Raw genomic sequence first — 14,241 nt, 5'->3', positions numbered from 1 at the left:
GCCGTACGACACTAGGTCGCCGTTGTGACAACGGTGTGACGCGACGGGGGGTCTCGACGTCGCTCGCTGGCGCTCGCTGCTCGACCACCGGCGGGTCACAAAGACCTGACGCTGCTCGCTCACCGTCACCACCGGTGGTCGAGCAGCGACCGAGCGTCAGCGAGGGAGCGGCGTCGAGACCTCTCGTGGGGCGAGCGTGGGTCAGGGGGTTCTGACGCTGCTCGCTCACCGTCACCACCGGTGGTCGAGCAGCGACCGAGCGCCAGCGAGGGAGCGGCGTCGAGACCCCTCGTGCGGCAGGCGCCGGCTCCTCAGACGGGTACGAGCTCCACGGCGCCCACGGCGTACCGCGCCAGCACCGCCTGCGCGAGCACCTCGTCGGACCCGAGCGGCTCGGAGACCGCGACGGCACCCGCCTCCAGCGCCAGCTCCTTGGCCCGGTCGGGGAGGAAGCCGGGCGCGAGGAACATCGACGCGACGGCGACGTGTCGGCGTCCCTCCGCGCGGAAGGCGCGGACGGCCTCGCCGGTCGCCGGCGGGGCCGACGACGCGAACGCGGCGGTCACCGGCAGGTGGTGGTGCTGACCCCAGACCCGGGCGAGCCGGGCCACGGCCTGGTTGGCCAGCGGGTCCGAGGACCCGGCCGCGGCCAGCACCAGCGCGTCCAGCTCGCGCACGCGGGCGTCGCTGAGTGCCTCGCGCAGCCGACGGTCGAGCACGTCGAGGAACGCGGGCTCCAGCCCGAGCACCTTCGAGGCGTGCACCTGCAGGCCGTCGTGGCGGGCCATCGCCTCGCGCACGGCGGCGGGGACGTCCACCTTGGCGTGGTAGGCCTCGCTGAGCAGGAGGGGGACGACGACGACCTCCTCGACGCCGACGGCGACCAGGCCGTCGACGACCTCACCGAAGCCGGGCTCGCTCAGCTCGAGGAAGGCGGTCTCGACCCGGAGGTCCGGACGCAGCCGGCGCACCTGCGCGACGAGCTGGGTGATGGTCGCCTTGTGGCGGCGGTCGCGGCTGCCGTGGGCCAGCGCGACGAGAGCGGGGGCGGTCATGGCCGGCCTCCTCGGGTGCGGTGGATGGGGCGGGGGATCACTGGTTGATCCCGCACTCGGTCTTGTTCGTCCCGGCCCAGCGGCCGCTGCGGGGGTCCTCGCCGGGGGCGACCCGGCGGGTGCAGGGCCAGCAGCCGATCGAGGGGTAGCCGTCGTACTGCAGCGGGTTGACCAGCACCCCGTTGTCGATGACGTACTGCTCGACCTGGGCGTCGCTCCAGCGCGCGAGCGGCGAGACCTTGACCTTCTTCTTCTTCTCGTCCCAGCCGACGACGGGGGCGATCACGCGGTCGTGGGTCTCGGCCCGGCGCAGGCCGGTGGCCCAGGAGTCGTAGTCCGCGAGGGTCTTGCGCAACGGCTCCACCTTGCGCATCGCGCAGCACAGGTCGGGGTCGCGGTTGAACAGGTCCTTGCCGTACTGCGCGTCCTGCTCGGCGACGCTCAGCTCGGGCTCCGCGGTGACGATGTTGACGTCGAGAGTCGCCTCGACGGCGTCACGGGTGCCGAGGGTCTCGGCGAAGTGGTAGCCGGTGTCGAGGAAGACGACGTCGATGCCGGGGGCGACCTTCGAGGCGAGGTGGGAGAGCACGGCGTCGCCCATCGAGGCGGTGATGCAGAACCGCTTGCCGAAGGTCGCGACGGCCCACTCCACGATCACCTCGGCCGGTGCGAGCTCGAGGTCCGCGCCGACGCCGTTGACCAGGTCGCGCAGCTCGTCCTCGCTGCGGCCCTGGGTCTCGGTGCCACGGGCCAGTCGCGCGCGCTCGGTGGTGGGGACGGTCATGTCGTGCTCCTCGGGCTCGTCGGCTCGGGACGGGGGATCTGCCCGAGCATCGACAGGGAAAAGGCCCGCAGGCAGGAGCGGCATTCCCACGCCCCGGCCGCCTTGACGCCCTCGCCGGGCTCGTGGGGCCAGAGGTTCTCGTCCCCGCAGTACGGGCACAGGTTGGGGAAGGCGCGGGCGCTCACGAGCCGGCGCTCTCGAGCGCGCGGTCGCCGCGCAGCTGGTCGTCCTCGGCGCGGACCACCCAGTCGGCGAAGGCCTCGCCGTCCTCGCGGTCCTCCAGGAACGACGTGACCACGTTGGTGACGTAGTCACCGAGGTCCGCCGAGGTCACCTTGTGCGCGCGCAGCTTGCGCCCGAAGTTGGAGTCGAGCCCGGTGGCGCCGCCGAGGTGCACCTGGAACCCCTCGACCTGGTTGCCGTCGGCGTCCATCACCAGCTGTCCCTTGAAGCCGAAGTCGGCGACCTGGGTGCGTGCGCAGGCGTTCGGGCAGCCGTTGACGTTGACGGTGATCGGCACGTCGAGCTCGGGGATCCGCTCCTCCAGCTCGCCGATCAGGTCCTTGGCGCGCTGCTTGGTCTCGACGATGGCGAGCTTGCAGTACTCGATGCCGGTGCAGGCCATCGTGTTCTGCCGCCAGTTCGAGGGGCGCGGGGTCAGCCCGATCTCCTCGACGGCCTCGGTGAAGTCCTCGACCTTGTCGGCGTCCACGCCGATCACGACGATCTTCTGGTAGGCGGTCAGCCGGATCCCGTCGGCGCCGAAGCGTTCGACGACGTCGGCGAGCCCGGTCAGCGTCGAGCCGGAGATCCGGCCCACCGTCGGGGCGACGCCGACGTACTTGCGGCCGTCGTTCTGGTCGAAGACGCCGATGTGGTCGGCCTGGCGCTTGGGCGCCTCGGGGGAGTCGAGGGAGACCAGCTCGCGCTCGAGGTACTCCTTCTCCAGCACCTCGCGGAACACGTCGCGGCCCCAGTCGGCGACCAGGAACTTCAGCCGGGCGCGCGAGCGCAGCCGGCGGTAGCCGTAGTCGCGGAAGATCTTGATGACGCCCTCCCAGACGTCGGGGACGTCCTCGAGGGGGATCCACACGCCGAGCTTCGTCGCCAGCATCGGGTTGGTCGACAGCCCGCCGCCGACCCACAGGTCGAAGCCCGGGCCGTGCTCGGGGTGCACGGTGCCGACGAACGAGACGTCGTTGGTCTCCGGCGTCGTGTCGTGGCTGGGGTGCCCGGTCAGCGCGGTCTTGAACTTGCGCGGGAGGTTGGAGTACTCCGGATCGCCGACGTAGCGCCGCTTGATCTCCTCCAGGGCGGACGTGCCGTCGATGATCTCGTCGGCGGCGATCCCGGCGACCGGCGAGCCGAGGAACGCGCGCGGGGAGTCGCCGCACGCCTCCATCGTGTCCAGCCCGGACTCGTCGAGCAGCTCCCAGATCGCGGGCACGTCCTCGATCCGGATCCAGTGGTACTGGATGTTCTCGCGGTCGGTGACGTCGGCGGTGTCGCGGGCGTACCGCTCGCCGACCTGGCCGAGGGCGCGGATCTTGGCCGGCGTCAGCAGTGCGCCGTCGGAGCGCACGCGCATCATGAAGAACTCGTCGTCGAGCTCCTCCTCCTCGAGCATCGCGGTCTTGCCGCCGTCGAAGCCCGGGGCGCGCTGGGTGTAGAGCCCCATCCACCGGAAGCGTCCGCGCAGGTCGGCGGGGTCGATCGAGGCGAAGCCGCGCTTGGAGTAGATGTTCAGGATCCGGTCGCGGACGTTGAGCGGGTTGTCGTCGCGCTTGGACTGCTCGTTCTTGTTCAGCGGCTCGGTGTAGCCGAGCGCCCACTGACCCTCACCGCGCTTGGTGCGGGGGATGGGCGTGCCGTTCTTGCCGGTCTGGGTGGAGACCATGACAGAGGTGAGTCCTGTTCGTCGTCGCGGGCCGCGGGTCGACGGCGCGGGCGGACGACGGTGTCGGCCTCGGGACGTCGGCTGCGGCTCGCTGGGGAGGGAGCCGGTCAGCGGGAGCGACAGATCATGCTGCGGGTACGGCCGAGGTCGACGTGGCGGCGAACCACCAGTCGGGTCGACGTACGCGCGAGCATGGGTCGAGTCTCGGTCTGTGGACAGCCGCCCACAAACTGAGATCTCGTGATGTGAGATTGCCGTCTGTAATGTGAGACACCCGACTTGGTGCGGGGCCCGACCGGGGGCTGTCGGCCACTAGTCTCCTCGCCATGAGCGATGCCCCGCTGCCCTACGCCAAGGCCGCCTCGACGGCGTACGACGCCGCGCTGGAGGTGATCGCCTCCGTCGAGCCGCGGATCGCCGAGGCCACCCGCCAGGAGCTGGCCGACCAGCGCGCCTCGCTGAAGCTGATCGCCAGCGAGAACTACGCCTCACCTGCCGTGCTGCTGACGATGGGCACCTGGTTCAGCGACAAGTACGCCGAGGGCACCGTGGGGCACCGCTTCTACGCCGCCTGCCAGAACGTCGACACCGTCGAGGCCCTCGCGGCCGAGCACGCCCGCGAGCTGTTCGGCGCCCCGTACGCCTACGCCCAGCCGCACTCGGGCATCGACGCGAACCTCGTCGCCTTCTGGTCGATCCTCGCCCACCGGATCGAGGCGCCCGCGCTGGCCGAGAAGGGCATGAAGAACGTCAACGAGCTCACCGACGAGGACTGGGAGGGCCTGCGCCGCGAGATGGGCGACCAGCGGCTGCTCGGGATGTCGCTCGATGCGGGCGGCCACCTGACGCACGGCTTCCGCCCGAACATCTCGGGGAAGATGTTCCACCAGCAGCAGTACGGCACCGACCCCGAGACGGGCCTGCTCGACTACGACGCGGTCGCGGCCAAGGCGCGCGAGTTCAAGCCGCTGGTGCTGGTCGCCGGCTACTCGGCGTACCCGCGCCGCGTGAACTTCGCGAAGATGCGCGAGATCGCCGACGAGGTCGGCGCGACGCTGATGGTCGACATGGCGCACTTCGCCGGTCTGGTTGCGGGCAAGGTCTTCACCGGGGACGAGGACCCGGTGCCGCACGCCCACGTCGTGACCACGACGACGCACAAGTCGTTGCGCGGTCCGCGCGGCGGCCTGGTCCTCGCGCAGGAGGAGTTCGCCTCCAGCGTCGACCGCGGCTGCCCGATGGTGCTCGGTGGGCCGCTCTCGCACGTGATGGCGGCGAAGGCCGTGGCGCTGGCCGAGGCGCGCCAGGACGGGTTCCGCACCTACGCGCAGGCCATCGCCGACAACGCCAAGTCGCTGGCCGACGGCCTGATGTCCCGAGGGGCGAAGCTGGTCACCGACGGCACCGACAACCACCTGGTGCTGCTCGACGTCTCCGGCTTCGGCCTGACCGGGCGCCAGGCCGAGACCGCGCTGCTCGAGGCCGGGGTGGTCACCAACCGCAACTCGGTACCCGCCGACCCGAACGGCGCCTGGTACACCTCGGGTATCCGCCTCGGTACACCCGCCCTGACCACGCGCGGCTTCGGGGGGACCGAGTTCGACGAGGTGGCCGACATGATCGTCGACGTGCTCTCCCAGACCCAGCCCGGGACGACCAAGGCGGGCGGGCCCTCGAAGGCGTCGTACGTCACCGCCGACGGGGTCGCCGACCGTACGCACGCGCGGATCGACGAGCTGCTGGACAAGCACCCGCTCTACCCGGGACTCGACCTGGCCTGAGGTCGGTGGTCGAGCCCGACTGAGCGCCAGCGAAGGAGGACGTCGAGACCCGGCGAGCGACGCGCCGAGGTGGTCGAGCCCGACTGAGCGCCAGCGAAGGAGGACGCCGAGACCCGGCGAGCGACGCACCGAGGTGGTCGAGCCCGACTGAGCGCCAGCGAAGGAGGACGTCGAGACCTCCGTCGCCGACGCACGTACCTCTCGTGGCTCGACGTCGCTCGACCGATGGCGAGGAGCTCGCTTCGTCGGCTGAGACGGCCTACGTCGGACGCGTCGCCACCAGCACGTCGCGGTGGATCGAGGCGTCGACCCGGTGCGCGAGGTCGAGCCACGGGCCGTCGTCGCGGACGTCGAGCCCGGCATCGCGTGTGATGGCGGCGAGCGTCGCGCGCGGCAGGGTGAGGGTGTTGAAGGCGATGCCGAGCGCGCCGCCGCCGACCAGCTGGCCGGCCCAGACCGGCAGGGCCTCGCGGAGCAGAGCCTCGGGGGAGCGCTCGCGGCCCTCGCCGGTGTGGCCGCCGTGCACCACGCCGTACGGCGCGTCGGTGACGACCGCGTCGAACTTGCGCTTGCCGAGCAGCTCGGCGGAGCGGCGACCGTCGCCGGAGAGGATGCTGAGCGTCTGCGTGCGCTCTGCCGGGGTGACCTCGACGTCGAGGCGGCGGCCGACCTTGCGGCCGTCGCGGCGGACCGGCGTGACGTCGGCCCGGTGCTTGAGCCGCTTGCGGCGCAGGTAGGTCTTGAGGAACGCCGCCGTTGCGTCGAGCGCCTTCTCGTCCTGCTCGACGCCGGTCGCGTCGTGGCCGAGGGTGAGCGCCGTGGTCAGCGTGGTCCCGCGTCCGCACATCGGGTCGAGCACACGACGCGGGCCGGGGGCGCGGTCGACCGCGGCGAGCGTCACGTTGAGCAGCAGCCGGGTGAGCTGCTCGTTCGTCTTGCCGGGGTATTTCGGGATGCTCACCAGGTCGTCGTCCAGCACGTCAGGGACGTGCACCGGCACCGGCGCCAGCAGGTCACCCTCGCGCCGGAAGAGCGCGAAACGGCTCGACATCGTCCCCAGCGCCGGCTGCTCCGGTGCCTCGAGAGCGAGGTAGTCGACCCCGGCGACCTGGACCGGGGCCACGGCGGTGACTTCCGGGCACAGCAGCCGCAGCTCCGCCGCCGCCAGCGCCGGCGCCTGCTCGGCGTACACCCGGTTGGCCGACGGCGCGAGCAGCAGCAGGTACGACGTCACGGCGCCTGAGCCTAGAGGTGCCGGCGACGTCCGCTGTCGCTGTCATCCCACCGGGTCTCGACGTCGCTCCCTTCGACAGGCTCAGGGCATCACGCTGGCGATCGCTGCTCGACCGGCTAGCCGTAGGTGGTCGAGCCCGACCGAGCGCTAGCGAGGGAGGACGTCGAGACCACGACCCGGCTCAGGTCGCCCCGTCTCGCCGCTCGCCGGAGTAACCCCACGCGAGCCCTGGTAGGTCTCGCATCCTCCCTTCGATGAGGGCCTCGCGTTTCGCTCGCGACCAGCCCTGGATCTGGTTCTCCGAGGCGAACGCGTTGGCCACGTCGTCGTGGTGCTCGCACCACACGAGGACCACCGGTCGACGTGTACGGGTGTACGCCGCGCCCTCACCGGCGTTGTGCTGAGCCATGCGCCGATCGAGGTCGAGGGTGCTGCCGACGTAGTAGGAGCCGTCCGAGCAGCGGACGATGTAGACCCAGGCCATGCGCTTCACGATCGTCTGCCGCGCAGCGGTGCGGAAGAGGTCGGTCGCGGCCTGTGGAGAAGGCTGCTTCTCGTCTCACCGGGTCTCGACGCGCTCGCTGGCGCTCGCTGCTCGACCACCCATCCGCGCTCGCTGGCGCTCGCTGCTGGACCACCCATCTGCGCTCGCTGGCGCTCGCTGCTCGACCACCCATCCGCGCTCGCTGGCGCTCGCTGCTGGACCACCCATCTGCGCTCGCTGGCGCTCGCTGCTCGACCACCCATCCGCGCTCGCTGGCGCTCGCTGCTCGACCACCCATCCGCGCTCGCTGGCGCTCGCTGCTCGACCACCTAGCCGTAGGTGGTCGAGCCCGACCGAGCGCTAGCGAGGGAGGACGTCGAGACCTCCCCTGGTGGGTCGCGAACCGTGGGTGATCGTCACCGCAGGGAGCGGTAGACCTCCAGCGTCCGCTCGGCGATGGCGGGCCAGCTGAAGTGCTGCTGCGCGCGGGCGCGGCCGGCCCGGCCGTACGACGCGGCGCGCTGCGGGTCGCTGACGGCGTCGGTCAGCGCGGCGGCGAGATCGGCGACGTACGCATCGGGGTCCAGCGGGGTGCCGGTGCCGTCCTGGGCCTGGTCGATCGGCACCAGCCACCCGGTCTCGCCGTCGACCACCACCTCGGGGATGCCGCCGGTCGCGGTGGCCACGACCGCGGTCTCGCAGGCCATCGCCTCGAGGTTGACGATCCCCAACGGCTCGTAGATCGACGGGCAGACGAACACGGTCGCCGCGGTCAGCAGGGCCACGACGTCGGGGCGCGGCAGCATCTCGCCGATCCACACCACACCGTCGCGCGAGGCGGCCAGCCCGTCGACCAGCCCGCGCACCTCGGCCTCGATCTCGGGGGTGTCCGGAGCGCCGGCGCAGAGCACGAGCTGCACGTCGGGCGGCAGCTGAGCGGCGGCGCGGAGGAAGAGCGGCAGCCCCTTCTGCCGGGTGATCCGCCCGACGAAGATCACCGCCGGGCGGTCCGGGTCGACGCCGAGCTCGCGCACCCGGTCCGGGTTCGCCACCGGGGCCCAGTCGTCGGTGTCGATGCCGTTGTGCACGACCGTGACCTTGGCGGGGTCGACGGACGGGTAGCTGCGCAGCACGTCCTCGCGCATCGCCGCGCTGACCGCGATGATCCCGGCGGCCGCCTCGTACGCCGTCCGCTCGGCCCAGCTGGACACGGCGTACCCGCCGCCGAGCTGCTCGGCCTTCCACGGCCGCATCGGCTCGAGGCTGTGCGCGCTGACCACGTGCGGCACGTCGTGCAGCAGCGAGGCGAGGTGGCCGGCCATGTTGGCGTACCAGGTGTGCGAGTGGACGACGTCGGTCCCCTCGCACCCGGCCACCATCGACAGGTCGACGCCGAGGGTGCGGATCGCGGGGTTGGCGCCGGCCAGCTCCGCCAGGTCCGGGTACGACGTCGTGCCCGGCTCGGCGCGCGGGGCGCCGAAGGCGTGGACGCACGCGTCGACGTCGGCGCGGGCGCGCAGCGCGCGCACCAGCTCGGCGACGTGGACGCCGGCGCCGCCGTACACCTCGGGCGGGTACTCCTTGCTCAGCACGTCGACGCGAAGGCGGTCCATGCGTCTCAACCTATCCGCGGGGAGCCTCGCCCGGTGACCCGTGTCACGGATAGGTTCGCCCCATGGCCTCCTCCTCGCGCAAGAACGTCCTCGCGATCGTGCTGGCCGGCGGCGAGGGCAAGCGGTTGATGCCGCTGACCGCGGACCGGGCGAAGCCGGCGGTGCCGTTCGGCGGGATCTACCGGCTGATCGACTTCGCGCTGTCCAACGTCGTCAACTCCGGCTACCTCAAGGTCGTCGTGCTGACGCAGTACAAGTCGCACAGCCTGGACCGGCACATCACGACGACGTGGCGGATGAGCACCCTGCTGGGCAACCACGTCACGCCGGTGCCGGCCCAGCAGCGGGTCGGCAAGCGGTGGTACCTCGGCAGCGCGGACGCGATCTACCAGTCGCTGAACCTGCTCAACGACGAGAAGCCGGACATCGTCGTCGTGGTCGGTGCCGACCACGTCTACCGGATGGACTTCGCGCAGATGGTGGACGCGCACGTCGAGTCCGGTGCCGCCGCGACCGTCGCAGCGATCCGGCAGCCGATCGGGCTGGCCGACCAGTTCGGCGTGATCGACGTCGACCCGGCCGACCCGTCGCGGATCCGCGCGTTCCTGGAGAAGCCGACCGACCCGCAGGGCCTCCCGGACAGCCCGGGGGAGGTGCTGGCCTCGATGGGCAACTACGTCTTCGACGCCGACGCGCTGCGCGAGGCGGTCACCCGCGACGCGGAGCAGGAGGACTCCGCGCACGACATGGGCGGCGACATCGTCCCGGCCTTCGTGGCCCGCGGCGAGGCCGGCGTCTACGACTACAAGGACAACGACGTGCCCGGCTCGCTGGACCGCGACCGTGGCTACTGGCGCGACGTCGGGACGATGGGCTCGTACTTCGCCGCGCACATGGACCTCGTCGCGCCGCTGCCGATCTTCAACCTCTACAACTCCGAGTGGCCGATCTACACCACCTACGGCCCGCAGCCGCCGGCGAAGATCGTCGAGGGCGACCTGGGCAAGCCGATCAAGGTCTTCAACTCGATCCTCTCCCCGGGTGCGGTCGTCATCGGCGGGCAGGTCAGCACCTCGGTCCTCTCGCCGATGGTGCGGGTCGAGCCGGGGGCCGAGGTCTCGGACTCGGTGCTGCTGCCCGGCGTCCGCGTGGGGGAGGGGTCCGTGGTCCGCCACGCGATCATCGACAAGTCGGTCGTGCTGCCGCCGGGCACCAGGATCGGGGTCGACCCCGAGGAGGACCGGGCTCGCGGGTTCGTGGTCGAGGACGGCCTGACGGTGCTGGCCAAGGAGCAGGAGGTCCCGCGGTGAACGACTCCCGAGCGGGTACGCAGGCCCGATCCGAGGACCTCGTCGACGTCCCGGCGCTGGTGACGGCGTACTTCACCGGCGTCCCGGACCCCGAGGACCCCGACCAGCAGGTCGTCTTCGGCACCTCCGGGCACCGGGGGAGCAGCCTGCGCACCGCCTTCAACGAGACGCACATCCTGGCCACGACGCAGGCGATCTGCGACTACCGCAAGGCGCAGGGGTACGACGGGCCGCTGTTCCTCGGCGCCGACACGCACGCGCTCAGCGCGCCCGCGACCGCGACCGCGATCGAGGTGCTGGTCGCCAACGACGTGACGGTGCTGGTCGACGAGCGCGACGGCTTCACCCCGACGCCGGCGGTGTCGCTGGCGATCCTGGCGGCCAACGGAGGTCGGACGGCGGGAGCGGGGCTCGCCGACGGGATCGTGGTCACCCCCTCGCACAACCCGCCCTCGGACGGGGGGTTCAAGTACAACCCGCCGCACGGCGGGCCCGCGGACTCCGAGGCGACGAGGACGATCGCCGACCGCGCCAACGCGCTGATCCGCGACGGGCTCTCGGGCGTGCGTCGCGTTCCGCACGCCCGCGCCCGCGCGGCCTGCACCGGCTACGACTTCCTCGGTGCGTACGTCGAGGAGCTCCCGCACGTGCTCGACATCGACGCCGTGCGCGCGGCCGGCGTACGCATCGGCGCGGACCCGCTGGGTGGTGCCAGCGTCGGCTACTGGGGCGAGATCGCCGAGCGGCTGCGCCTGGACCTGACCGTGGTCAACCCGGCAGTCGACCCGACCTGGCGGTTCATGACGCTGGACTGGGACGGCAAGATCCGGATGGACTGCTCCTCGCCGAGCGCGATGGCGTCGCTGATCGGCCGCAAGGACGAGTACGACATCGCCACCGGCAACGATGCCGACTCCGACCGGCACGGGATCGTCACGCCCGACGCCGGGCTGATGAACCCCAACCACTACCTCGCGGTGGCCATCGGTCACCTGTTCGGCGGCGCGCGCCCGGACTGGCCGGAGTCCGCGCGGATCGGCAAGACGCTGGTGTCCTCCTCGATGATCGACCGGGTCGCCGAGTCGCTCGGGAAGCCGCTGGTGGAGGTGCCGGTCGGCTTCAAGTGGTTCGTGCCCGGGCTGCTCGACGGGTCGTTCGGCTTCGGGGGCGAGGAGTCGGCCGGCGCGTCCTTCCTGCGCCGTGACGGCAGCACCTGGACCACCGACAAGGACGGCATCCTGCTCGCACTGCTGGCCTCGGAGATCGTCGCGGTCACCGAGCAGACGCCGAGCCAGCTGTACGCCAGCCTCGTCGCCGAGCACGGCGACCCGGCGTACGCCCGCATCGACGCCGCCGCGACCCGCGAGCAGAAGGCGAAGCTGGCGGCGCTGAGCCCCGACGACGTCGGTGCGACCGAGCTCGCCGGCGAGCCGATCACCGCCAAGCTGACCGAGGCGCCGGGCAACGGCGCCGCCGTGGGCGGGCTGAAGGTGACCACGGAGTCGGCGTGGTTCGCGGCGCGTCCCTCGGGGACCGAGGACGTCTACAAGATCTACGCCGAGTCCTTCCGGGGCGCCGACCACCTGCACCTCGTGCAGGAGGAGGCGCGCGAGGTCGTGGCCGCGGCGCTGGAGGGCTAGCGCGAGGGTCTCGACCTCCTCCCGGTCGTGGGGACGGGTGGTCTCGACGTCCTCCCTCGCTGGCGCTCGGTCGGGCTCGACCACCTTGCCTGGTCGGGCTCGACCACCGCGAGGTGGTCGAGCAGCGAGCGTCAGCGAGCGCGTCGAGACCCGGTGAGCCGGGCCTCCGCCGTCACACCCGCCGGTACTCCAGCTCGGGGCGGCCGGAGCCGCCGTACCTCGCGGCGCGTGCCAGCAGGCCCCGCTCGGTCAGCTGCTCGAGGTAGCGCCTCGCGGTGACCCGCGAGACCCCGGTGCGCTCGGCGACCTCGGTGGCGGAGACGGCCTGCTCGGCGGCGCGTACGGCCTCGAGGACCTGCTCGAGCGTCTCCGGGCTCATCCCCTTCGGCGTCACCTGGCCGCCGGCGGGCCGCAGCGCACCGAAGGCCCGGTCCACCTCGTCCTGCGCGACCTGGCCGTCCTCGCCGCCGAGCCGCGCGCGGTACTCGGCGTACTGCCGCAGCTTCTCGGCGAACGAGGCGAACGTGAACGGCTTGAGGAGGTACAGCACCACTCCCTGGGCCACCGCCGAGCGCACCACCTCCGCCTCGCGAGCAGAGGTCACCGCGATCACGTCGACGTCGTGACCCGCCGCGCGCAGCCGGCGCAGCAGCACCAGGCCGTGGCCGTCGGGCAGGTTCATGTCCAGCAGCACCAGGTCGACCGGGCGTGCGGCCAGCAGGCGTGCGGCGTCGGCGGCCGAGCGGGCGACGCCGGCCAGCTCGAAGCCGGGCACGCGTCGGACGTACGTCGCGTGCGCCTCGGCGGCCAGCTCCTCGTCCTCCACCACGAGCACGCGGACACTCATGCGCCCCGCCTCAGGTGGACCGCGACCTCGGCGCCGCCGAGGTCCGAGCGCCCGATGCGGACGTCGCCGCCGTGGCGCCGCGCCGTTCGTCGTACGAGCGCGAGGCCGACGCCCCGCCCGCCCACGGCGGACCCGGCCTTCGTGCTCCACCCCTGCTCCAGGGCCCGCGCCGCCTCGGCGTCGGTGAACCCCGGACCGCTGTCGCCGACCGCGACCTCGAGCCCGTCGGCGTCGGGGGTCAGCCGCACCCGGACCCTGCGGTCGGTGCCGTCCGGGCGCTCCGCGACCGCGTCCAGCGCGTTGTCGACCAGGTTGCCCAGCACGGTGACGAGGTCGCGCGCCGAGAGGTCGGCCACCGAGGCGCCGCCCTCGACGCTCAGGGTCGTGCCCCGCTCGGCGGCCTCGGCGCTCTTCCCGAGGAGCACGGCCGCCAGCACCGGGTCGCCGACCCCGCCGACGACCTGGTCGGTGAGCACCTGCGCGACCTGCAGCTCCTCCGTGGCGAGATCGACCGCCTCGTCGGCCCGACCCATCTCGACCAGCGACACCACGGTGTGCAGCCGGTTCGCGGCCTCGTGGGTCTGTGCGCGCAGCGCCTGGGTCAGCCCGCGGGCGACGTCGAGCTCGCCGGTGACCGACTGCAGCTCGGTGTGGTCGCGCAGCGTGAGGACGACGCCGACCTCGCGGCCGTCCCACTGCGCGGGGGCCGAGGAGACGACGAGCAGGTGCTCGCCGACCAGGTAGAGGTCGTCGGACTCGGCCGTCCGGCCGAGCGCGGCCGCGACCAGCGCCGGCGGCAGACCGAGGCGTCGTACGTCCGAGCCGACGACGTCGGCCGGCAGCTCCAGCAGGGTCCGCGCCTCGTCGTTGACCAGCTGCACGGTGCCGCGGTCGTCGAGCAGCACCAGTCCTTCGCGGACCGCGTGGAGGACCGCGCGGTAGAACTCGTACATCCGGGTGATCTCGCGCTCGCCGAGACCGTGGGTGCGCCGCCGCAGCCGCCGGGTCACCCACCAGCTGCCGAGCAGCCCGACCCCGACCACCGGCACCGCGGCGACGGCGATCAGCAGCAGGTCCGAGCGCAGCCCGGAGTCGATCCGGGAGACGGTGATCCCCACCGCGACGAGGCCGACGACCCGGCCCTGGGACTCGACCGGCACCACCCAGCGCACGGACGGGCCGAGCGTGCCGGCGTGCGTCTGCCGGAACGCGCGCCCGTCCAGCGCGTCACCGACGTCGCCGATGAACCTTCGCCCGATCAGGGACGGGTCGGGGTGGGTCAGCCGGACCCGGTCCGGCGTCATCACGGTGATGAAGTCGGTGCCCGTGGCCCGGCGCAGCCGCTCGACGTACGGCTCCAGGGTGCGGGAGGGCTCGCTCCCGGCGAGCGTGGCGGGCAGGCCCGGGGCGTCGGCGACGCTGCGGGCGACGGTCAGCGTGACCTTCGAGGCGCGGTCACGCGCGTCGGCACGGGCGTCGTACGCCGCGAGGGCCGCGGAGACACCGACCAGCACGAGGACCACGAGCAGCTGCGTCAGCAGCACCTGTCGCGCGATCGACGGCTCGGCACGGCGGCCGCGGCGCAGGAGATCCACG

The 14,241-nt window shown here is 72.5% G+C and carries 11 protein-coding genes; 3 read left to right on the top strand and 8 right to left on the bottom strand.

Going from position 1 to position 14,241, the window contains the following annotated elements:
- Positions 1 to 311 precede the first annotated feature (311 nt).
- From IEX42_RS03880 to IEX42_RS03870, 3 genes are all read right to left on the bottom strand, one after another.
- Positions 312 to 1,055 carry a sirohydrochlorin chelatase gene (locus tag IEX42_RS03880; protein ID WP_188778393.1) on the bottom strand — a complete coding sequence of 248 codons (744 nt, stop codon included), beginning with the start codon at positions 1,053 to 1,055 and terminating at the stop codon, positions 312 to 314.
- 37 nt (positions 1,056 to 1,092) lie between these two features.
- Positions 1,093 to 1,839, bottom strand: coding sequence for a phosphoadenylyl-sulfate reductase (locus tag IEX42_RS03875; RefSeq protein WP_188778391.1), 747 nt, complete (start codon positions 1,837 to 1,839; stop codon positions 1,093 to 1,095).
- Positions 1,840 to 2,020: 181 nt separating this feature from the next.
- Positions 2,021 to 3,736: a nitrite/sulfite reductase gene (locus IEX42_RS03870; protein WP_188778389.1), complete on the bottom strand. Its 1,716-nt coding sequence runs from the start codon at positions 3,734 to 3,736 to the stop codon at positions 2,021 to 2,023.
- 326 nt (positions 3,737 to 4,062) lie between these two features.
- Between IEX42_RS03870 and IEX42_RS03865 the strand changes: the two genes are divergently transcribed.
- Entirely contained in the window at positions 4,063 to 5,517 is a 1,455-nt protein-coding gene (locus IEX42_RS03865) for a glycine hydroxymethyltransferase (protein WP_188778387.1), read from the top strand.
- Positions 5,518 to 5,776: 259 nt separating this feature from the next.
- On the opposite strand, the gene IEX42_RS03860 is transcribed toward IEX42_RS03865, so the two are convergent.
- The 3 genes from IEX42_RS03860 to glgA form a co-directional block, all read right to left on the bottom strand.
- On the bottom strand, positions 5,777 to 6,751 hold the full coding sequence (locus tag IEX42_RS03860) for a TRM11 family SAM-dependent methyltransferase (RefSeq protein ID WP_188778385.1): 975 nt from the start codon (positions 6,749 to 6,751) through the stop codon (positions 5,777 to 5,779).
- Positions 6,752 to 6,932: 181 nt separating this feature from the next.
- Positions 6,933 to 7,235, bottom strand: a complete 303-nt coding sequence (locus IEX42_RS03855; protein WP_188778383.1) for a GIY-YIG nuclease family protein — start codon at positions 7,233 to 7,235, stop codon at positions 6,933 to 6,935.
- A 416-nt stretch (positions 7,236 to 7,651) separates the two neighbouring features.
- Positions 7,652 to 8,848 carry a glycogen synthase gene (gene glgA / locus IEX42_RS03850; protein ID WP_188778381.1) on the bottom strand — a complete coding sequence of 399 codons (1,197 nt, stop codon included), beginning with the start codon at positions 8,846 to 8,848 and terminating at the stop codon, positions 7,652 to 7,654.
- Between the two features lie 62 nt (positions 8,849 to 8,910).
- Here glgA and glgC point away from each other — a divergent pair, with 62 nt between their 5' ends.
- A complete protein-coding gene (gene glgC, locus IEX42_RS03845) occupies positions 8,911 to 10,158 on the top strand; it encodes a glucose-1-phosphate adenylyltransferase (protein ID WP_188778379.1) in 1,248 nt (415 codons plus the stop codon).
- Entirely contained in the window at positions 10,155 to 11,798 is a 1,644-nt protein-coding gene (gene pgm / locus IEX42_RS03840) for a phosphoglucomutase (alpha-D-glucose-1,6-bisphosphate-dependent) (RefSeq protein WP_188778376.1), read from the top strand. Before glgC ends, pgm begins: the two co-directional genes overlap by 4 nt.
- Positions 11,799 to 11,970: 172 nt before the next feature.
- Here pgm and IEX42_RS03835 read toward each other — a convergent pair whose 3' ends face one another.
- The gene (locus IEX42_RS03835; RefSeq protein ID WP_188778375.1) at positions 11,971 to 12,645 is read right to left on the bottom strand and encodes a response regulator; all 675 of its coding nucleotides are present in this window, start codon (positions 12,643 to 12,645) and stop codon (positions 11,971 to 11,973) included.
- On the bottom strand, positions 12,642 to 14,240 hold the full coding sequence (locus IEX42_RS03830) for a sensor histidine kinase (RefSeq protein WP_188778373.1): 1,599 nt from the start codon (positions 14,238 to 14,240) through the stop codon (positions 12,642 to 12,644). Before IEX42_RS03830 ends, IEX42_RS03835 begins: the two co-directional genes overlap by 4 nt.
- Position 14,241 lies beyond the last annotated feature (1 nt).

Origin of the sequence: Marmoricola endophyticus (genome assembly GCF_014644415.1) — a bacterium.
In the GTDB taxonomy this organism is placed as follows: Bacteria; Actinomycetota; Actinomycetes; order Propionibacteriales; family Nocardioidaceae; genus Marmoricola; species Marmoricola endophyticus.
The sequence above is the reverse complement of the archived record's forward strand: the minus strand, read 5'-3'. Positions and strand labels throughout refer to the sequence as shown.